Genomic DNA, 18,710 nt, shown 5'->3' with positions numbered 1-18,710 from the left:
CAAAAAAGGGGGGCGCCGTGATGGCGTCCCCCTTTTTTGTGTTGTGCCCTTCGCCAGCAAGGCTGGCTCCTACAGACCTACCAAACCCGTAGGAGCCAGCGTTGCTGGCGAAGAGGCCAGACCAATCAACTCAAGATAAACGGCCACCCACCAGCATCGGGGTTCGCGGCGGTATCAAGCGCTTTGAACCCGTAGCCTCGAACGCCGAGGCCAGGCGCAGCAACGCCGAGTCATCATACGCCCGCCCGGCAAAGGTCAGCCCCACCGGCATGCCGATGTCCGCCATCACCCCCATCGGCACCGTCACCGTCGGCACCCCAAGGTGACGGATCGCCAGGTTGCCGTTGGCCACCCACACCCCGTTGCTCCAGGCAATATCCGCCGAGGCCGGGTTCACATCGGCATCGGCCGGGGCCACATCGGCCACCGTCGGGAACAGCACCGCATCCAGCCCCAGCCTGTCCATCCAGTCTTCCAGGTCGATGCGCCGCGTCTGCTCCAGCCCGCGCAGGCCATCGGGCAGGGTAGCGATCTGGTCCCACGGCGTGATGCCGCGCTCGGCCATGCGCACATACTCGTCCATGCCCGCCGCCAGGTCGCCCTCGCGGTTGGGCAGGGTGCCGGGGTCGTGGGGGAAGATCTTCGGCCCGTCCACGTCCACCAGGCGGTTGAGCTGCGGGTCGCCGTTGGCCTGCAGGAAGTCGTCGAAGGCCCAGGCCGTCAGGTCCCACAGTTCATGGTGCAGGAATGCCTTGGACACCAGGCCCCGATTGAACACGGTGGGCGCACCTGGGCGGTCGCCCTCGCAGTTCGATACCAGCGGGAAATCCACTTCGAGCACCTCGGCGCCGGCCGCTTCCAGTGCCTTGCGCGCCGCCTCCCACAGTGCGATCACCGAAGGCCGCGTGTTGATGCGCTGGCCGGTCGGGCCGCCGATGCCGGGGCTGTCCGAGGTGCCGGCATCCGGGTCCTTGTTGATGTACATGCGCGGGATGCCGAAGCGCTTGCCGGCCAGCGCCGCGCTGTCCGCCGCCAGTTGTGGGTAGGCGGCGGGGCGCACCGAGGCCACGCTGGGGATCGGCACCCAGGGCTGCAGGCGCCACAGGTCGCCACGGGTGTCGGGGTCTTCGGCCACCACCACGTCGAGCACTTCGAGCAGGTCGGCCATGGTGCGGGCGAAGGGCACCACCACGTCCATGGTCGGCGTCAGCGGCCAGTTGCCGCGCACCGAGATCACCCCGCGCGAAGGGGTGTAGGCGCACAGGCCATTGTTGGAGGCCGGGCCGCGGCCGCTGGACCAGGTTTCCTCGGCCAGGCCGAACGCGGCGAAGCTGGCCGCCGTGGCCGTGCCCGCGCCGTTGGACGAGCCCGAGGCGAAGGGTGCGGTGAGGTAGGCGGCGTTGTACGGGCTTTCGGCCCGGCCATACACGCCGCGCTGCATGCCGCCGTTGGCCATGGGCGGCATGTTGGTCTTGCCCAGGCAGATCGCCCCGGCGCCGCGCAGGCGCTCGATGGTGAAGGCGTCGCGGTAGGCCACCAGGTTGGCGAAGGCCGGGCTGCCGGAGGCGGCGGTCATGCCCTTGACCAGGTAACTGTCCTTGGCGGTGTAGGGGATGCCGTCGAGCGGGCCGAGGGGCTTGCCCTGGGCACGACGCTCGTCGGATGCCTGGGCTTCGCGCAGGGCTTCGGGGTTGCGCACCACCACCGCATTGAGCGCGGTGGGCGTGTCTGCGCCGTCGTAGGCATCGATGCGGGCGAGGTAGGCCTTCACCAGCTCGACCGAGGTGGTCTGGCCCGATTCGAGGGCGGCGCGCAGCTGCGCAATGGAAACTTCGGTGACTTCGATCATGCGGTGGTTACCAGCGGCCAAAGGGGTCATGAGTGATGGCGGGAATCATAGCGGTTTAAGGTTCAGGTGTCCGCCCGGCGAGGGCCCTGGCAGATGACCTCAGATCACCTGTGCGCTGAAAAACCATCCTTTGTAAAGGCCTGCCTGCGTGCCGCCTAATCGCCTCCGACCGCGCCCTGCGCGGCAATCGCTCACTAAAACAAATAAAGGCGAAGTCATGCACGAAGACGCAGGTTTGTTACTGATATTGATGGCGGCCATCGGCCTGATCGTGGTGCTGGTGGTCAGGTTTCGGGTGCACTCGTTCCTGGCCCTGATGCTGGCCAGTTTTGTGGTGGGCGCCGGGGCCGGCATGCCGCTGCCGGCCATCGCCGATTCGTTCGAGAAGGGCATGGGCGGCACCCTGGGTTTTCTTGCGGCGGTGATCGGCCTGGGCAGCATCCTGGGCAAACTGCTGGAGGTGTCGGGCGGCGCCGAACGCATTGCGCGCTCGCTGCTCGACGCCCTGGGTGAACAGCGCACGGCGTGGGCCATGATGCTGGTGGGCTTCGTGGTGGGCATACCGGTGTTTTTCGAAGTCGGTTTCGTGTTGCTGATACCACTGATCTACGTGGTGGCCCGCCAGACCCGGCTCAACATCCTCTACGTCGGCCTGCCACTGGCCGTATCGCTGATGACCGTGCACTGCATGCTGCCGCCGCACCCGGCGGCAATGGCCATCACCCAGCTGCTGGGGGGCGACGTGGGCAAGGTGATCCTGTACGGGCTGATCGTCGGCCTGCCGACCGCGGTGATTGCCGGCCCGGTATGGGCCACGCTGGTGTGCCCGCGGCACGCGGCGCCCGACGCGCAGGCTGCGGCAGAGCCTGCCGCCACGCCAGCCGCTGGCCAGTCGATGCCGGGCCTGGGCCTGACCCTGCTGGTGATTCTGCTGCCGCTGCTGCTGATGGTGGGCAAGACCCTGGCCAGCATGACCCTGGCGCCCGAGGCCGGGCTGTTCCGGCTGATGATGTTCCTCGGCAACCCGCTCACTGCCCTGGCCATCGCGGTGTGCTTCGCCTACTGGGCGCTGGGCCTGCGCCGTGGCCTGGGCATGGCGCGGTTGCAGGCGCTGACTGCCGGCTCCTTCACCCCGCTGGCCAGTATCCTGTTGATCATCGGTGCCGGCGGTGCCTTCAATGGCGTACTGATCGACAGCGGGGTCGGCAAGGTGCTGGCCAGCACCCTGTCGCAGTGGGACCTGAACCCGATCCTGCTGGCCTGGTTCGTCGCCGGGCTGATGCACCTGGCGGTCGGCTCGGCCACCGTGGCAATGGTCAGCGCCGCCGGCATGGTGCTGCCGCTGCTGGACGCGATGCCGGGGCAGAACCGCGAGATCGTGATCATTGCCATTGGCGCCGGCGCGATTGGCTGGACTACCGTCACCGACTCGGCGTTCTGGGTGGTCAAGGAATACCTGGGCGTGTCGCTGGGCGAGGCGCTCAAAAAATTCACTGCCGCGACACTGCTGGCTTCGGTCGTGGCCCTGGGCATGACCCTGCTGCTGTCGCACTGGGTATGAGCCTGCCCGTACTACCGTCACTTTTCTGGAGAACCGCATGATTCACGACAAGACCCTGGACCAGTGGCAGCACAGCCACCCCTTGATCGCCGACCTGGTGCGCCTGCAACCGACCACCTGGTTCAACCCGGGCCTGGCCCCGACAGCGCAGGCGCTGGGCGACGTGCCGCTGACCCTGGCCGATGTGGACGACGCCAGCGCGCGGCTGGAACGTTTTGCCAGCTACATTGCCTCGGCCTTCCCGCAGACGGCGGTGAGCAAGGGCATCATCGAGTCGCCCCTGCTGCCGTTGGCGCAGGTGCAGGCCGCGCTGTGCGCCGAAGCGCAGGTACCCGTGCAGGGCGCGCTGTGGCTCAAGGCCGACAACCTGCTGCCGATCTCCGGCTCGATCAAGGCGCGTGGCGGTATCTACGAGGTGCTCGAGCACGCCGAAGACCTCGCATTGGCGGCGGGCATCCTGCAGCCTGGGGATGACTACGCGAGCCTCGACAGCGACCGCGCGCGGGCATTTTTCGGCCAGTACAGCGTGGCGGTCGGCTCCACCGGCAACCTGGGCCTGTCCATCGGCATCATTAGTGCGCGCCTGGGCTTCAAGGCCAGCGTGCACATGTCGGCCGACGCCCGGCAGTGGAAGAAGGACCGCTTGCGCAGTTGTGGGGTGGAGGTGATCGAGTATGCGTCCGACTACAGCGTGGCGGTGGAGCAGGGGCGCCAGCAGGCCGAGGCCGACCCGCGCTGCCATTTCGTCGATGACGAAAACTCCATCAACCTGTTCCTCGGCTACGCGGTGGCGGCGCGTCGCCTGCAACGCCAGCTCGAGGCGGCGGGCATCAGGGTGGATGCCGAGCACCCGCTGTTCGTCTACCTGCCATGCGGCGTTGGTGGTGGCCCTGGCGGGGTGGCATTCGGTCTGAAGCAGATCTTCGCCGACGCGGTGCACTGCGTGTTCGCCGAGCCGACCCATTCGCCCTGCATGCTGCTGGGGGTGTACACCGGGCTGCACGAGCAGGTCAGCGTGTACGACTTCGGCATCGACAACCGCACCGCCGCCGACGGCCTGGCGGTGGGGCGCCCGTCCGGGTTTGTCGGGCGCTCCATGCAGCGCCTGATCGACGGCTATTACACCGTTACCGACGAGCAGCTGTATCGGCAACTGGCGCAACTCGAAGCCATCGAGGGTCATCGCCTGGAACCCTCGGCGCTGGCCGGGCTGCCGGGGTTCCTGCGAGTGACCGGGGAGCGGCAGGGCTATCGCCAGCGCCTGGGCCTGAGCGCGCAGCGCCTGGCCAATGCCACGCACCTGGTGTGGGGCACCGGAGGCAGCATGGTGCCGGACGATGAAATGCAGGCGTATCTGGCGCAGGGCCGTACACTGCTGGCCGGACACTAGCGGAACCTGCCCCGATGCTGAACCTGCCCCCGCGTTTGAGCGCACGCCTGAACAGCTCGCAATTTGCCAACCTGCACACCTTTCTGGTGGCGGCGCGGCACCTGAGCTTTGCCCAGGCAGCCGAGGAGCTGTGCCTGACCCCCAGTGCGGTGAGCCACCGTATCGCCCGCCTGGAGCAGGCCCTGGCGCTGCGCCTGTTCGAGCGGCTGACCCGGCGCATACGCCTGACAGCCGAGGGCGAGCGGGTGTTCGCGATACTGCAGGGGGTGATGGAGCAGTTGGGCGATGCCCTGGAGCCATCGCCCGAGGCCGAGCTGCGCGGGGCGGTGGCGTTGTATGCGCGCCCGTCCGCAGCGCAATGCTGGCTGGTGCCGCGCCTGGCCGACTTCCACCAGCGCTATCCGAATATCGCGCTGGACGTGCGGGTGGGCAACGATGCGGTCGACTTTCGCACGCACAACATCGACCTGGCGCTGCTGTACGCCAATGGCGAGTTTCCCGGCCTGGTCAGCCATGCGCTGATGAGCGAGACCATCGCCCCGGTGTGCAGCCCGCGCTATGCCGAGCTGCACCAGCTGTTCGACAACCCTGCCAATCTGCGCCAGTGCACCTTGCTGCACGATGCACTGGCCTGGGAGAACGCGGTGTTCGATGCCGAGTGGCAATTGTGGGCTGGCCAGCAGGGGCTGCTGGACGCCTTGCCGCAGCGCGGCCTGACCTTCGACCGGTCGGACCTGTGCGTGACGGCGGCCATCCACCACGCCGGTATCGCCATCGGCCGCCAGCGCCTGGTGCAGGCGCGTATCGACCAGGGCGAGCTGGTGCTGCCGTTCGGCGGGTTTTCCCAGCCGGGGCGCTATGACTACTTTCTGGTTCACCCGCCGCGCGACCCGTTGCCCCGGCGGGTGCAGGTACTGATCGACTGGCTCAAGGGTTGCGCCGCGGGCGACTAGACTGCAGAGGTCTGTCGCTTTTCTGTGGAGAACCACGATGAACAGCAAGAACACGATCTGCCTCTGGTACGACGGCGCGGCGCTGGAGGCTGCCACCTTTTACGCCAGCATCTTTCCCGACAGCGCGGTGGGCGCCGTGCACCGTGCCCCCGGCGACTTCCCTGCCGGCAAGCAGGGCGATGTGCTGACCGTGGAATTCACGGTCATGGGCATCCCGTGCCTGGGCCTCAATGGCGGCTCGGCCTTCCATCACAGCGAGGCGTTCTCGTTCCAGGTGGCCACCGACGACCAGGCCGAGACCGACCGCCTGTGGCAGGCGATCATCGGCAACGGCGGCCAGGCCAGCGTGTGCGGCTGGTGCAAGGACAAGTGGGGGCTGTCGTGGCAGATCACCCCGCGCGCGCTGACCGCCGCGATCACTCACCCCGACCCGGCTGCGGCCAAGCGTGCCTTCGACGCGATGATGCAGATGGACAAGATAGACATCGCCGCCATCGAGGCCGCCTTGCGACCCCAGGCACCGACGCGAGAGTAAATTCGCCGACAACTGCACAACAGGCTTTGTGACGCGCGTGTGTGCGGGCATAGTAGCGCCCGCACGCCAGCGCGCGCGTGCGTCACTATAAAACGAGCGGTTCGGCATGCGCCCCTTCGGGCCGGTGCATGACAAGATCGCCACACGAAGGAGGCTGTGCCTTGTCAACCGTAGAGAAGCATCTATCCAGGCTTGCGTGGAGCGACGTCTGGGCTGGCTTCAAGCAACTCTTGCCGATTTCCCTGTTCGTCGTGGTGTTCGGTGTGGCCTTCGGCCTCGCTGCAGCCCAGACCGGGCTGGGGGACGCGGCGACCCTGCTGATGAGCGCACTGGTGTTCGCCGGCGCTTCGCAGTTCGCCGCGCTGGAACTGTGGGGCGAGCAGGTACCGCTGGTGCCGCTGATTATCACCGTGTTCGCCATCAATGCCCGTCACCTGCTGATGGGCGCCACGCTGTACCCCTGGCTGCGTGAGCTGCCCACTGCCCGGCGCTACGGCGTGATGCTGGTGGTGTCCGACGCCAACTGGGCGATGGCCATGCAGGCATTGAACGCCGGCAAGCCGGGCCTGGGCCTGGTGCTGGGCGGCGGTATCGCGCTGTGGTCGGCGTGGTGCCTGGGCAGTTGGCTGGGGCTGCATTTCGGCAATGCGATCCACGACCCGGTCAGCCTGGGCCTGGACATGGTGATGGGCTGCTTTCTGCTGGCGATGGTGCTGGGCGGGCACAAGAGCCTGCGCATGCTGATGATCTGGATCGTGGCGGCCGGTTCGTCGCTGCTGGCCTACTGGTACCTGCCGGAGAACAGCCACGTGGTGGTGGGCGCGCTGGCGGGCGGCATTCTGGGTGTGGTGTGGATGGAGAACAAGCATGAACGTTGAAACTGCAGGCGCCGGCACGCTGCTGCTGGTGGTGATCATGGGCCTGGTGACCCTGGCCACCCGTTGGGGGGGTGTGTTCGTGATGTCGTTCGTGCCCATCAATTACCGCGTGCAGCAGTTCATCAGCGCGATGTCCGGCTCGGTGCTGGTGGCGGTGCTGACGCCGTTGGCGGTGAACGGCGACAACGGCGCACGCCTGGCGCTGCTGAGCACGGCGGTGGTGATGCTGCTGGTGAAAAAGCCGCTGCCGGCGATTGCGGCAGGCATTGTGGCAGCGGCGCTGGTGCGGGCGCTGTAGGGGGCGAAGGGCACCTGGCATTGCTGCATCAGGTGCATATATGTTCGGCAATGGCGCTGTATTGTCGTTTACGGGTGCGCTAATTAGCCTTTGCAGACCTTCAACCACTGCAAGAGGCAACATCATGGTGACTTCAATCACGCTCCAGGCGGTAGGCGCCCCCGAGGTGATGCAGCTTCAGGCCGGCGCCGTGCAAGCGCCAGGCCCGGGCCAGGTGTGGCTTGAACAGGCCGCGATCGGCGTCAACCCGCTGGACATCAACCAGCGCAAGGGCACCGTGCCGATTGCCTTGCCGTCCGCGCTGGGCCTGGAAGGTGCCGGCACCGTGCGGGCGCTGGGGGCGGGCGTGACCGAGGTGGCCGTGGGCGACCGTGTGGCCTATGCCACCGGGCCGCTGGGTGGCTATGCCAGTGCACGCCTGTACCCGGCCGAGCGCCTGGTCAGGCTGCCCGCTGCCGTGTCGTTCGAAGACGCGGCTGCCGTGCTGTTCAAGGGCATCACCGCCCAGTACCTGCTCAAGGCGAGCTACCCGGTAGGCCCCGGCACGCGTGTGCTGATCTACGGTGCGGCGGGGGCGGTAGGGCAGATCATGGTGCCGTGGGCCAGGCACCTGGGCGCCCATGTGATTGGTGTGGTGTCCAGGGCGCAAAGCGTCGAGCGCGCCAAGGCGGCCGGCTGCAATGCGGTGCTGGTGTTTGACGCGGCCACGTTGGCGGCCCAGGTGAGCGAGCTGACCCAGGGCCTCAAGGTCGATGTGGTCTACGACTCGGTCGGCCGGGTGAGCTGGGAGGCGTCGCTGGACAGCCTGCGCCCGCGCGGCACGCTGGTGTCGTTCGGCGCCACCAGCGGCGTGCCCCCAGCGGTCGAGGTGGGCACGCTGAACGCCAAGGGCTCGCTGTTCCTCACCCGGCCGTCACTGGCGGCACATACCGCCAGCCCCCAGGAGTACCAGCAGCGCGCACAGGATGTGCTGGATGCACTGGCGGCGGGTATCATCCAGCCGCACATATGGCAACGCTACCCCCTGGCCGACGTGGCCAGCGCCCATGCTGCCATCGAGCAAGGCCGGTCCCAGGGGGCGGTCGTGCTGATTCCCTGACCGACCCGCACGAGGCCGACCTCACCGATGGACCCTTTCGACAGCCGTCAGGCCGATGAATTTGCCACCTTGCTGGCGCTGCACGAGCACGGCTCGTTCGCTGCCGCCGGCCGGGTGCTGCAACGCCATGCCTCGGTGCTGTCCAAGCGCCTGGCGGCTCTGGAGCAGCGCCTGGGTATCCGCCTGGTGGAGCGAACCACCCGGCAACTGCGCTTCACCGACGAGGGCACGCGGCTGGTGGAGCGCCTGCAGCATGCCGCCAGCCTGATCAGCACGGCCGAACTCGAGGCCTGCAACGGTGCGGCGCAGGTGCGCGGGCGGCTACGCGTGGCGCTGCCGGGGGCGATGGGCCGGCGCTGGCTGAGCCCGCTGGTGGCCGGGTTTTCCCTGGCCTACCCCGAGGTGACCGTCGACGTCGACTATGCCGACCGCTTCGTCGATATCGTGGGCGAAGGCTTCGACGTGGCCGTGCGCGTCGGCGAGCTGGCCGACAACCGGCTGGTGGCGCGCAAGCTGTGCGAGCACACGCGCATCCTGTGTGCTGCGCCGGCCTACCTGCATCGTCACGGCGCACCGCAACGGCCATCCGACCTGGCCGGGCACAATTGCCTGGGTTTCAGCGGCTTGCGTTCGTTCCCCGACTGGCGCCTGAACGGGCAGGGCGGGCAGCAGACGGTGCGGGTGCAGGGCAGCCTGATCAGCAATGACAACGAGGCACTGCTGGTGGCGGCGCGCTGCGGCGTGGGGATTCTGGCCGGTGGCGACTGGATGATGCACCAGGACCTGGCCGAGGGGCGCCTGGTGCGCGTGCTGCCCCAGTGGCAGCTGGACTCGGCGTCGGGCATCTACCTGATGCGGCCTTCGGCGCGCTTCACCACGGCCACTACCCTGGCGTTCAAGCACTGGATGGAGGCGGCCTTCGCCAAGGGGGCGCCATGGCAGCGCGCTGGGGCGTCTGCCGCCTAGCCCTCAGGCCAGCCCCGCCATGCGCGCCGCGCGCAGGGCGAACCACAGCGTGGCCACGTCCTCGGTACTGTCCAGCGAGCGGCCGGTGATCTCTTCGATGCGGCGCATGCGGTACACCAGCGTCTGCTTGTGCACGTGCAGCTGCGCGGCCGCCGCCAGCCACGAGCGGTTGTGTTGCAGAAACACCTGCAGGGTGTGCAGCAGCTGGGTGTTCTGCTGGCTGTCGTAGTCGGCCAGCGGGCCCAGTACGTTGCGGAAGGTACGTTCGGCTTCATCCAGGCTCTGCGCCAGCCACGGTACGCTGGCGCCGGCCTGGGCGTAGGTCACCAGCGGTTGCGCGGCGCTGGTGTGGGCCAGTGCCAGGCGCGCCTCGCGCAGCGCCTCGACACTGCGCCCGGCGTGGCCCAGCGGGTTGCTCACCCCCAGCGGCGCCTGCAGTTGCGCCTGCAACTGCGGGATGCACTCGGCGGCGCCGAGCACGATCAGGTCATCGCCCTGAACCCGAATCAGCACGCGACGACCCTGGCGTTGCAGGGCTTCGTCGCAGGCCGCCGGTGACACCCCGGCGGCGCGGCCGAGCAGCAGGCAGGCCTGTTCGGCGCCGATGTCGAAGGCGGCCAGGCGCTGTTGTGCCTGATGCGCCGGCAGACGCTGCTGCAACAGGTCGTCCAGCAGCTCGGAGCCCAGGCGCAGGTTGCGCTCGTTGTCGACCCGCAGGCGCTCCAGCTCGATGCCCAGCACCGCCACCACATGGTGCAACAGGCCGTAGTCGAGCAGCCCGTCACCTTCGGCCACCAGCAGGCAGTCGGCCTGGGACGGCAGCGCCATCACCAGCAGCTCGCCCGCCTCCAGCGCGTGGCGCTGCACCACCGGCCGGTTGCCCGAGGTGTCGCGCTGGCGGGCCGCCAGCCATTGGCGCTGGCTTGCCGGCAGGCCGCCGAGTGCGTCGCGCCAGGGCGCCAGCGAGGCGGCGTCGAGCAGGGTCAGGCGCGCCTGCACGTCCTTTTCCAGGCGCTTGAGCAGTGCGCCCAGGCCCAGCCCCTGAATGCTCATGCGGGCACTTTCGTAGACCCGGGTGATGGCATTGCGGCGCGCCTGCTCCTCCTGCTGGCCGGCATCGACGATGGCCCGCGTGACTGCGGCGAAGGGCACGCCGTAGTGGGTGAACATCACCGCAAAGCCCAGGGCGTCGGCCCGCTCCATCAAGGCCTCGAGGTTGGCCGGGGCCTGCATGTTCTCGCCGATCATCATGCCCGCCAGGCCAGCGGCCGCGAGGTTTTCCACGTACGCGCGCTGGGCATCGGCATCGGCGGGTATGCCGATGCCGGTGGTCATCAGCAGGTCGGCGTCGCCCAGCCATTCGCTGGGGTCGGCCAGTTCGCACACGTGGGCCCAGCGCACCGGCTTGCCCAGCCCTGCGGCACCGCTGATGACGCGGGTGCGCAGTTCGGGCAGGGCGATGATGTCGCTGACAGACAGGGCCATGGGGCAGCTTCCGGGGCAGGGTGACGGCCAGTGTAACCGGGCATGGCGCGCCTTTGAACGGCTTTGTACGAACGTATGAAGGTACGCGGCTGAATCTTGTTTGCGTCTGATTGTGGCGACCCGGCTGCGGCTCGACACTTGGCCTACTGAGCCATCCCGACCCGGAGAACATAACAATGCACAAGAATCTGGCCTTTTCGCTCACCCTGATCGCTGCCGCTGCGTGCAGCACATCGGCGCTGGCCGACCTCACCGTGGTGTCCCACGGCGGGGCCAACAAGGCCGCACAGGTGGCGGCCTTCTATGACACCTACCAGGCACAGACCGGCACCCGCATCGTGGCCGGCGAGTTCAATGGCGAGATGGCCAAGGTCAAGGTGATGGTCGATACCGGCAGCGTCTCGTGGGACGTGGTCGAGATGGAGATGCCCGAGCTGGCACGCGCCTGTGAAGAAGGCCTGCTCGAAGAGTTCGCCCCGGACCCGGCCGTGGCCGCGCAACTGCTGCCCGGTGCGGTACAGCCGTGCGGCGTGGGCTTTTTCGTGTGGTCGACGGTGATCGCCTACAACGCCGACAAGCTCAAGGTGGCCCCCACCAGCTGGGACGACTTCTGGAACCTGGAGAAATTCCCCGGCAAGCGCGGGCTGCGCAAGGGCGCCATGTATACCCTGGAATTCGCCCTGCTGGCCGACGGCGTGCCGGCGGCCGATGTCTACACCCTGCTGGCCACCCGTGAAGGCCAGGACCGCGCCTTCGCCAAGCTCGACCAGATCAAGTCGAGCATCCAGTGGTGGGAGGCCGGCGCCCAGCCGCCGCAATACCTGGCCTCGGGCGACGTGGTGATGAGCTCGGCCTACAGCGGCCGGATCAGCGCGGTGCAGAGCCAGACCCCGCTGCGCATCGTGTGGAATGGCGGCATCTATGACATGGACGCCTGGGCCATTCCGCGTGGGGCCAAGAAGCGCGACGAAGCACTGAAGTTCATCAACCACACCCTCAAGGCCGAGCAGCAGAAGGGCTACGCCGAACAGATCGCCTACGGGCCGGTCAACCGCGAGGCCCTGGGCCTGCTGAGCGAGCAGCGGGTCAGCGAGCTGCCCACCGGCAGCCCCAACCTGCAAGGCCAGTTGCCGATGAACGCAAGCTTCTGGGCCGACCACGGCGAACTGCTCGAACAGCGCTTCAACGCCTGGGCGGCACGCTCATGAAACTGACCCCCAGCGCACCGCTCAAACGCAGCTACTGGCTGGAAAGCGCCGAGCCCAGCCTCAAACCCGGCCCGGCGCTGCAGGGTGAGCACGACGCCGATGTGGTGATCGTCGGTGGCGGCTTCGTCGGCCTGTGGACCGCCCTGACCCTCAAGGAGCATGAGCCGGATATCCGCGTGATGGTGCTGGAACAGGACGTGTGCGGCGGGGGCGCCTCGGGGCGCAACGGCGGCTTCGTGATGTCGTGGTGGCCCAAGGTGGGCACCCTGGCGAGCTTCTGCACCCCGGAGCAGGCGCTGTTTCTGGGGCACAGCGCCGAGCGGGCGATCAGCGAGCTGGGCGAGTTCTGCCAGCAGCACCAGATCGACGCGCACTTTCGCCAGAAGGGCTGGCTGTGGACGGCCACCAGCCCCGCGCACATCGACACCTGGAACGCCACGCTGGCCGCCTGTGCCCGCCTTGGGGTGACGCCGTTCGAGCGGGTGCCGGCTGCCGAGGTGGCGCGCCGTTGTGGCTCGAAGGTGCACCTGGCCGGCGTGTTCGAGCGCAGCAACGCCACCGTGCAACCCGGCGCCCTGGTGCGCGGCATGCGCCGGGTGGCGCTGGAGGCGGGGGTGGTGATTGCCGAGGGTACTGCGGTCAGCGATATCCAGCCCGGCACACCGGTGCAGGTGCTGACCCCGCAGGCGCGCATCCGTGCCGGCTCGGTGGTGCTGGCCACCAATGCCTGGGCGGCTGCCTTGCCGCAACTGGCGCGCCTGATCACCCCGGTCAACAGTTCCATCGTGCTCACCGAGCCGGTGGCGACCCGCCTGGAACAGATGGGCTGGACCGGCGCCGAGTCGATCACCGATTCGCAACTGATGGTCGACTACTACCGCACCACCGTGGATGGCCGTATCGCCTTCGGCAAGGGCACCGGGGCGATAGCCTACGGCGGCAGGATCGGGCCGGTGTTCAGCCACGACCCGGGCAGCATCGCGCTGACCGAGGCCGACCTGCGCCGTACCTACCCGATGCTCGATGACGTGCGCATCACCCATACCTGGTCGGGGCCCATCGACCGCACCTACGACAGCCTGCCGACCTTCGGCGGCCTGGGCGAGCAGGGCAACATCCACTACGGCATCGGCTGGAGCGGCAACGGCGTGGGCCCCAGCCGCCTGGGCGGGCGCATCCTGGCCAGCCTGGCCCTGGGGCGCAAGGATGCCTGGAGCACCTGTGCGCTGGTGGGGCGCAACTGCAAGGCCTTCCCGCCGGAGCCGCTGCGTTATGTGGGCGGTTCGCTGGTGCGCAACGCCGTGATACGCAAGGAGCGCGCCGAAATGGCCGGCCACACCGCCGGCCGTCTCGATTGCATGCTGGCCCGCCTGGCCCCGGCCGGGCTTGAAGACAAATCCTGAGGACTGCACATGAACCCTGTACTGATTCACCTTGAAGACGACACCGCCTTCGGCCCCAGCGCGGCAGTCGGCGCCCCCCTGGGCGAGCCGGTAGCCATGGCGCGTACCGCGTTGCACCAGGAGCTGGCCGGGCAGGGCGCCAGCACCGGCTTGTGGGAATGCACGCCGGGGCGCTTCCGGCGCCAGGTGGTGCAGGCCGAGTACAGCTACATCATCAGCGGCGAGGGCAGCTTCACCCCCGAGGGTGGCGAACCTATCCCGTTCGGTGCCGGCGATGCGCTGTACTTTGCCGCCAACAGCCAGGGCACCTGGGACGTGCGCCAGACGGTACGCAAGACCTACCTGATCCTGGGGTAATGCTCCGATAGTCATGCCTGATCCTCCGGGATCGGGCGTGCGGTAGTGGCGGTGGGCAGCGAATCTGCGATGATGCGCGTGTCTGATCCTCTGATGCGGTACCCCATGCAGCTCACCTGCCACGCCGATGCCAATGCCACGCTTTGCGCCCTGATCCAACCCCTTGCCACCCGCCCGGGCCCGGTCGACACCCACCTGCCGCAGGTGCAGGTGTTGTCCTGGAGCCACTACGTGGCGAGCAGCCCGCAGATCTACGAACCGAGCCTGATGATCCTGGCCCAGGGCAGCAAACTGGCCCGGCTGGGGCCGCGCACCCTGGAATATGGGGCTGGCCACTACCTGGTGCAGGCACTGTCGGTGCCGTTCATGTGCGAAACCTTCGCCACCGAAGATGAACCCCTGCTGGGCGTGTCGGTGGCGATCGACCGCACGGTGCTGAGCGAGCTGGTGCAGAGCATGGGGCTGGGGGCTGGCCAGGTGGTGGCGGCGCAGACGCCCGAGTCCATGACATCAGCGGCGCTGGATGCGCCGATGCGCGAGAGCGTGGAGCGGCTGCTGCGTTGCCTGCACGACCCACTGGAAAGCCGGGTGATGGGGGCGGCGCGAGTGCGCGAGGTGTTGTACGTGGCCTTGCGTGGGCCGCAGGCCGGGGTGCTGCGGGCGCTGGTGGAGCAGCAGGGGCATTTTGCGCGCATCGCTGCAGCCCTCAGCCATTTGCGCGAGCATTACGCCGAGCCGTTGAGCGTGGAGGCGTTGGCGGGGCGGGCGAACATGAGTACCTCGACGTTTCATGAGCACTTCAAGCGCTGCACGTTGCTGTCACCGATCCAGTACCTCAAGCGGTTGCGTTTGCTCAAGGCGCAGCAGATGTTGATAGGCGAGGGGTTGGGTGTAGCGCAGGTGGCGCATCGGGTGGGGTATCAGAGCACGTCGCAGTTCAGCCGCGAGTACAAGCGGCATTTCGAGCGCAGCCCGGGGCGGGAGCAGGCTTATCTCTAGGGAGGCGAGCGCGTGGCGCTCGTTCGCCGGCAAGGCCGGCTCCTACAATAGAGGTGGGCCACCCCTCATTCGGTGTAGTAGTAGCTCTTCAGGAACCGGAACTCATGCGCCTGCGCCTCGCACCACTGGGCAAACCCCACCGCCCGATCACCCGCCTGATACTGCGCCCAGGCCTCGAGCATTTCACGCAGGCTGCACACTTCACCATCAATGTAACTGCGGGTCGTCTCGGCCTCGATCAACCGCGCCAGCGCGCTGGCACGCGTAAGCTTCGTCGCCGCAACGGTAACGTCACCCAGAAACACCGACTCATGCAGGTGATGAACCATGAAATCAACCTCGCCCAGCTCATCCAGCGCCAACTGCCGCAACGCCACCTGATCCTGCGGGTCGTGCGCCAGTGCCGCCTGGAGCCACGCCGACTCGCCCGTCAGCTTGCCCATCCAGCGATAAGGCTCGGCCAACGCCGGGCCCTCGTCGCACCAGGCTCGCAGCACCTGCCTGAGGTAGCGGGTCAAGGCATGCGACAACAACTGGTGCGCACCACTGTTGCTGAAGGCAAGGTCGGCAATCTCGCAGACAATCGCCCGCTGCTGGCCCACCTCCCGCTGACGCGCACCGTCGAGAAACTCGTCCAGCGCCTTGAGCGCCGGCTTTTTCAGGCCCTGTTCGCGCAGCAGGCAATACCGCGAGAAACCGGCAAAGCCTTCACGGGAGGCATAGACCTCGCCAATGCGCCTGAGGCCTTCGAAATTGTCCTTGTTCCAGTAATACATGCTCTTCCTTGCCAGTCAGCGCCGACACCACGGTCGGCAGGGGTTCACGCCAGCGGCCATTGCGCTATCGGCTTGTAGCGGCCGCCACTGGACTCGAACAACACGAAATCGTCGATGTTCAATCTGAACGCCGGTGGCTCCGGCGTCTCCGGTACATCACCCGGGTAGTCGCGCACCAGCGTCAGGTGCGCACGAAACTCACGCACGCTGTCTTCCACGCCCAGCGGCAGCAACGCCTGCTGCAGGGCATACACCCATTGACGCAAGGCCACCGGCGTCTGCGTGGGCTCCAGCACCAGTGCATCGGCGCGGTGCCATGCGACCAGCCGGTCCAGCTCCAGGCGCAGCGGGCCTTCGGGGCGCGGCACCGCCGCCATGGCGTCGCACAGCGCAGGCAGGCGCGAGACGCCGACTTCCCCAAGGAACATCAGCGTCAGGTGAAAATTGGCCGCAGGCACCGGACGACCACGGGTGATCCCCAGTGTGCTGCGCCATTTGCCGATGGCCCGGCATTGCTGCTCGGTACAGGGCAGGGCGATGAACAGGCGCTTGAACGGCTCGCCCGGGGTTCGCAGTTCACCTCGCATGGAAGCTCCCTTGAATGTGTGCAGGTGCCGACAGGGTACCGAGCAGCGCCGACCAAGGCCAGCCGTGGTTCCCGCGCCGCTCGCTATACTCCAGGCAAGCGCTTCACTGCACCGGGGGGCCGACCTTGAACCAGCGCATCCTGCTCGCCCTGTGCACCCTTGCACTGTTGCTGGCCATCGGCGGTTGCGCCCGGTCCCGGCCGACACCAGCGCCGCAACCCCCGGTGGTGCTGTCCCAGGCCGCCTGGCAACGTGTCGACTGGGACATCATCGACGCCTCCGAGGGCGCCAGCCGTTCCGCCCAGGACTATGCGCGACGCTCCATGAAGGTATGGAAAGACGCAGTGCACGCGCGTACCGAGGCGGACTTCATTCCGTGGTTCACCGGCTACTGGACCCAGCAGTGGCTGACCCTCAAGGTGGCCTGGTACAAGGTCAGCAAGAACCAGCAGACCGCGCCCGGCGAGGACCGCCTGGCGCTCTACCTGCAGGAGCAGTACCGCGAACGGGTGCTGGAGCCGGTGGCCAGGGAAATCAACCCGCAGCTGATCCGCGAGCGCGCCACCCAACTGTACGTGCAACTGCTCGGCCAGCAGCTGCAAGGTATCGGCCAGCGCTACCGCGCCGCCCCCGACCAGTTCGCCCTGCACCTGAACCGCATTCCCGCCATCGCCCTCGGCCCGCCGGCCGCACGCGACGCCTCGGTGCATCAGCTGATCACGGCCCAGCCACTGCTGACCCTGCCGGCCTACCTGGCGTTGAACGAGCAGATCCAGAAGGCTGCGGTGGCGGCAGGCCAGGCGCCGTCCGACACGGGCCTGTCGTCGGTGGCCAAGCGCGCCAGCGCCCAGCTCGAAGCAACGCTGGTGCCGCGCGGCGCGGCCAGCGCGGTGGCGGCTGCGGTGGGCAAGGCGGTGGGGGCGCTGATCTCGGTGGCCTCGGCGGGCATCGGCGCGATGATGCACGAAAGCGAGCGCCCGGCCATGGTCGAGCAGCTGCGGGTGATCCTCAATGTGGCGCTCAACGAGGAATGGCAGGGCCTGATGCAGAACCCCGCCACCGGGGTGATGGCGGGGGTCAATGCGCTGTCGGGGCAGATCCGCGACAGCCTGGTGCTCAGCAGCGGCTTGCCGGCGATGCAGCCCTGATGGCGGTGCTCATGGAGTGATCGCGACTTTCATCACGCCGTCGCGCTGGTGCGCGAACAGTTCGTAGGCCGCCTCGATGTCGTCGAGCTTGTAGCGGTGGGTCACCAGCGGCTTGAGGTCGACGCTACCGCTGGCCACCACCTCCATCAGGCGGCGCATGCGCTCCTTGCCGCCGGGGCACAGGGTGCTGACGATGCTGTAGTCACCAAGCCCGGCGCCAAAGGCCGACAGCGGGATGGTCAGGTCCGAGGAATACACCCCCAGGCTCGACAGCGTGCCGCCCGGGCGCAGGATGCGCAGCGCCGACTCGAAGGTCGACTGGGTGCCCAGCGCCTCGATGCTCACGTCTACGCCACGGCCGTGGGTGAGGGCCATGATCTGGTCCACCACGTTGCCCTGCTTGAAGTCCACTACGTGGGTGGCGCCCAGCTGGCGGGCTACCGAAAGACGCGCGGGCACGGTGTCGACGCCGATGATGGTGGTGGCGCCCATCAGCTTGGCCCCGGCCACCGCGCACAGGCCGATCGGCCCCAGGGCGAACACTGCCACCGTGTCGCCGATACGCACGCCGCCGCGCTCGGCCCCGGAGAACCCGGTAGACATGATGTCGGGGCACATCAGTACCTGTTCGTCACTCAGCCCGTCCGGGATCGGCGAGAGGTTGGCCATGGCGTCCGGCACCAGCACGTATTCGGCCTGGCAGCCGTCGATGGTGTTGCCGAACTTCCAGCCGCCGGCCGGCTTGAAACCGTGCGGCGTGCCGGGGCCGTCCTGGGACGAACAGCCACACAGGCAGGCATAGCTGTGGCCGCTGGGGGTGATGGCGCCGGCGATGACGCGCTGGCCCTCGGTGAAGCCCTTAACCTGGGCGCCGAGCTTTTCGATGATGCCGACCGGTTCATGGCCGATGGTCAGGCCCTTTTCCACCGGGTACTCGCCGCGCAGGATATGCACGTCGGTGCCGCACAGGGTGGTGGTGGTGATGCGGATCAGGGCGTCCGAGGGGCCGACCTCGGGGATCGGTTTTTCATCGAGCACGATGCGGTTCTTCTCGACAAAGATTGCAGCTTTCATGCGGGCCATGGTCGTTTCTCCTCAAGGGGGTACACGCGCAACTTCATGGGGCAGGGTGCGCCTGCACGGGCGGCGGGCTGTTGATCCGGGTCAAGCTGATGAGCATAGGCCATGGCGGGGCTCATCTGCGTAGAAAACAAATCA

At 67.8% G+C, this 18,710-nt stretch carries 18 protein-coding genes; 13 read left to right on the top strand and 5 right to left on the bottom strand.

The features are described 5' to 3' along the window. Positions 1–130: 130 nt before the first annotated feature. A complete protein-coding gene (locus DN388_RS16625; protein ID WP_058540113.1) occupies positions 131–1,849 on the bottom strand; it encodes an amidase in 1,719 nt (572 codons plus the stop codon). Positions 1,850–2,066: 217 nt separating this feature from the next. Between DN388_RS16625 and DN388_RS16620 the strand changes: the two genes are divergently transcribed. The 8 genes from DN388_RS16620 to DN388_RS16585 all read left to right on the top strand — a co-directional run bounded on the left by DN388_RS16620 (position 2,067) and on the right by DN388_RS16585 (position 9,529). Continuing rightward, positions 2,067–3,410 carry a gluconate:H+ symporter gene (locus DN388_RS16620; RefSeq protein WP_255001203.1) on the top strand — a complete coding sequence of 448 codons (1,344 nt, stop codon included), beginning with the start codon at positions 2,067–2,069 and terminating at the stop codon, positions 3,408–3,410. 37 nt (positions 3,411–3,447) lie between these two features. Continuing rightward, the gene (locus tag DN388_RS16615) at positions 3,448–4,800 is read left to right on the top strand and encodes a D-serine ammonia-lyase (RefSeq protein ID WP_255001201.1); all 1,353 of its coding nucleotides are present in this window, start codon (positions 3,448–3,450) and stop codon (positions 4,798–4,800) included. 14 nt (positions 4,801–4,814) lie between these two features. After that, a complete protein-coding gene (gene dsdC / locus DN388_RS16610) occupies positions 4,815–5,753 on the top strand; it encodes a DNA-binding transcriptional regulator DsdC (RefSeq protein ID WP_054914605.1) in 939 nt (312 codons plus the stop codon). Between the two features lie 37 nt (positions 5,754–5,790). Next, a complete protein-coding gene (locus DN388_RS16605) occupies positions 5,791–6,288 on the top strand; it encodes a VOC family protein (RefSeq protein WP_058540117.1) in 498 nt (165 codons plus the stop codon). Between the two features lie 161 nt (positions 6,289–6,449). After that, a complete protein-coding gene (locus DN388_RS16600; protein WP_043861363.1) occupies positions 6,450–7,166 on the top strand; it encodes an AzlC family ABC transporter permease in 717 nt (238 codons plus the stop codon). Beyond that, entirely contained in the window at positions 7,156–7,464 is a 309-nt protein-coding gene (locus tag DN388_RS16595) for an AzlD domain-containing protein (protein ID WP_043861362.1), read from the top strand. Before DN388_RS16600 ends, DN388_RS16595 begins: the two co-directional genes overlap by 11 nt. Positions 7,465–7,588: 124 nt before the next feature. Further along, complete coding sequence (locus DN388_RS16590) at positions 7,589–8,563, top strand: quinone oxidoreductase (protein WP_255001197.1); 975 nt, start codon at positions 7,589–7,591, stop codon at positions 8,561–8,563. Positions 8,564–8,590: 27 nt separating this feature from the next. Continuing rightward, the gene (locus tag DN388_RS16585) at positions 8,591–9,529 is read left to right on the top strand and encodes a LysR family transcriptional regulator (RefSeq protein ID WP_255001194.1); all 939 of its coding nucleotides are present in this window, start codon (positions 8,591–8,593) and stop codon (positions 9,527–9,529) included. A 3-nt stretch (positions 9,530–9,532) separates the two neighbouring features. Here DN388_RS16585 and DN388_RS16580 read toward each other — a convergent pair whose 3' ends face one another. After that, positions 9,533–11,014 carry a PucR family transcriptional regulator ligand-binding domain-containing protein gene (locus DN388_RS16580; RefSeq protein WP_255001192.1) on the bottom strand — a complete coding sequence of 494 codons (1,482 nt, stop codon included), beginning with the start codon at positions 11,012–11,014 and terminating at the stop codon, positions 9,533–9,535. 176 nt (positions 11,015–11,190) lie between these two features. Here DN388_RS16580 and DN388_RS16575 point away from each other — a divergent pair, with 176 nt between their 5' ends. The 4 genes from DN388_RS16575 (at position 11,191) to DN388_RS16560 (ending at position 14,981) form a co-directional block, all read left to right on the top strand. After that, positions 11,191–12,222, top strand: coding sequence for an ABC transporter substrate-binding protein (locus DN388_RS16575; protein ID WP_043861358.1), 1,032 nt, complete (start codon positions 11,191–11,193; stop codon positions 12,220–12,222). Next, positions 12,219–13,625: an FAD-binding oxidoreductase gene (locus tag DN388_RS16570; RefSeq protein WP_054914599.1), complete on the top strand. Its 1,407-nt coding sequence runs from the start codon at positions 12,219–12,221 to the stop codon at positions 13,623–13,625. Before DN388_RS16575 ends, DN388_RS16570 begins: the two co-directional genes overlap by 4 nt. Before the next feature lie 9 nt (positions 13,626–13,634). After that, positions 13,635–13,982 (top strand): cupin domain-containing protein, encoded by a 348-nt coding sequence (locus DN388_RS16565; protein WP_043861356.1) that lies wholly within the window; start codon positions 13,635–13,637, stop codon positions 13,980–13,982. 105 nt (positions 13,983–14,087) lie between these two features. Then, positions 14,088–14,981 (top strand): AraC family transcriptional regulator, encoded by an 894-nt coding sequence (locus DN388_RS16560; RefSeq protein WP_054914598.1) that lies wholly within the window; start codon positions 14,088–14,090, stop codon positions 14,979–14,981. Between the two features lie 65 nt (positions 14,982–15,046). Here DN388_RS16560 and DN388_RS16555 read toward each other — a convergent pair whose 3' ends face one another. Both DN388_RS16555 and thpR read right to left on the bottom strand, forming a co-directional pair. Beyond that, positions 15,047–15,757: a hypothetical protein gene (locus tag DN388_RS16555; RefSeq protein WP_255001187.1), complete on the bottom strand. Its 711-nt coding sequence runs from the start codon at positions 15,755–15,757 to the stop codon at positions 15,047–15,049. 44 nt (positions 15,758–15,801) lie between these two features. Further along, on the bottom strand, positions 15,802–16,344 hold the full coding sequence (thpR, locus tag DN388_RS16550) for an RNA 2',3'-cyclic phosphodiesterase (protein ID WP_043861354.1): 543 nt from the start codon (positions 16,342–16,344) through the stop codon (positions 15,802–15,804). A gap of 125 nt (positions 16,345–16,469) precedes the next feature. Between thpR and DN388_RS16545 the strand changes: the two genes are divergently transcribed. Further along, positions 16,470–17,492: a hypothetical protein gene (locus DN388_RS16545; protein ID WP_043861353.1), complete on the top strand. Its 1,023-nt coding sequence runs from the start codon at positions 16,470–16,472 to the stop codon at positions 17,490–17,492. Between the two features lie 9 nt (positions 17,493–17,501). Here the strand turns inward: DN388_RS16545 and DN388_RS16540 are convergent, their stop codons facing one another. After that, entirely contained in the window at positions 17,502–18,575 is a 1,074-nt protein-coding gene (locus tag DN388_RS16540) for an NAD(P)-dependent alcohol dehydrogenase (RefSeq protein WP_043861352.1), read from the bottom strand. Between the last annotated feature and the right edge of the window lie 135 nt (positions 18,576–18,710).

The organism is Pseudomonas sp. S12(2018), from assembly GCF_024355235.1.
Lineage (GTDB): Bacteria > Pseudomonadota > Gammaproteobacteria > Pseudomonadales > Pseudomonadaceae > Aquipseudomonas > Aquipseudomonas palmensis.
The sequence above is the reverse complement of the archived record's forward strand: the minus strand, read 5'-3'. Positions and strand labels throughout refer to the sequence as shown.

What these genes read in the sequence shown, in the direction of transcription:
- DN388_RS16570 (WP_054914599.1), top strand. Translation starts at nt 12,219, where the DNA reads ATGAAACTGACCCCCAGCGCACCGCTCAAACGCAGCTACTGGCTGGAA.
- DN388_RS16595 (WP_043861362.1), top strand. Translation starts at nt 7,156, where the DNA reads ATGAACGTTGAAACTGCAGGCGCCGGCACGCTGCTGCTGGTGGTGATC.
- DN388_RS16605 (WP_058540117.1), top strand. Translation starts at nt 5,791, where the DNA reads ATGAACAGCAAGAACACGATCTGCCTCTGGTACGACGGCGCGGCGCTG.
- dsdC (WP_054914605.1), top strand. Translation starts at nt 4,815, where the DNA reads ATGCTGAACCTGCCCCCGCGTTTGAGCGCACGCCTGAACAGCTCGCAA.
- DN388_RS16555 (WP_255001187.1), bottom strand. Translation starts at nt 15,757, where the DNA reads ATGTATTACTGGAACAAGGACAATTTCGAAGGCCTCAGGCGCATTGGC.
- DN388_RS16590 (WP_255001197.1), top strand. Translation starts at nt 7,589, where the DNA reads ATGGTGACTTCAATCACGCTCCAGGCGGTAGGCGCCCCCGAGGTGATG.
- DN388_RS16615 (WP_255001201.1), top strand. Translation starts at nt 3,448, where the DNA reads ATGATTCACGACAAGACCCTGGACCAGTGGCAGCACAGCCACCCCTTG.
- DN388_RS16625 (WP_058540113.1), bottom strand. Translation starts at nt 1,849, where the DNA reads ATGATCGAAGTCACCGAAGTTTCCATTGCGCAGCTGCGCGCCGCCCTC.
- DN388_RS16575 (WP_043861358.1), top strand. Translation starts at nt 11,191, where the DNA reads ATGCACAAGAATCTGGCCTTTTCGCTCACCCTGATCGCTGCCGCTGCG.
- DN388_RS16620 (WP_255001203.1), top strand. Translation starts at nt 2,067, where the DNA reads ATGCACGAAGACGCAGGTTTGTTACTGATATTGATGGCGGCCATCGGC.
- DN388_RS16560 (WP_054914598.1), top strand. Translation starts at nt 14,088, where the DNA reads ATGCAGCTCACCTGCCACGCCGATGCCAATGCCACGCTTTGCGCCCTG.
- DN388_RS16585 (WP_255001194.1), top strand. Translation starts at nt 8,591, where the DNA reads ATGGACCCTTTCGACAGCCGTCAGGCCGATGAATTTGCCACCTTGCTG.
- DN388_RS16565 (WP_043861356.1), top strand. Translation starts at nt 13,635, where the DNA reads ATGAACCCTGTACTGATTCACCTTGAAGACGACACCGCCTTCGGCCCC.
- DN388_RS16540 (WP_043861352.1), bottom strand. Translation starts at nt 18,575, where the DNA reads ATGGCCCGCATGAAAGCTGCAATCTTTGTCGAGAAGAACCGCATCGTG.
- thpR (WP_043861354.1), bottom strand. Translation starts at nt 16,344, where the DNA reads ATGCGAGGTGAACTGCGAACCCCGGGCGAGCCGTTCAAGCGCCTGTTC.
- DN388_RS16580 (WP_255001192.1), bottom strand. Translation starts at nt 11,014, where the DNA reads ATGGCCCTGTCTGTCAGCGACATCATCGCCCTGCCCGAACTGCGCACC.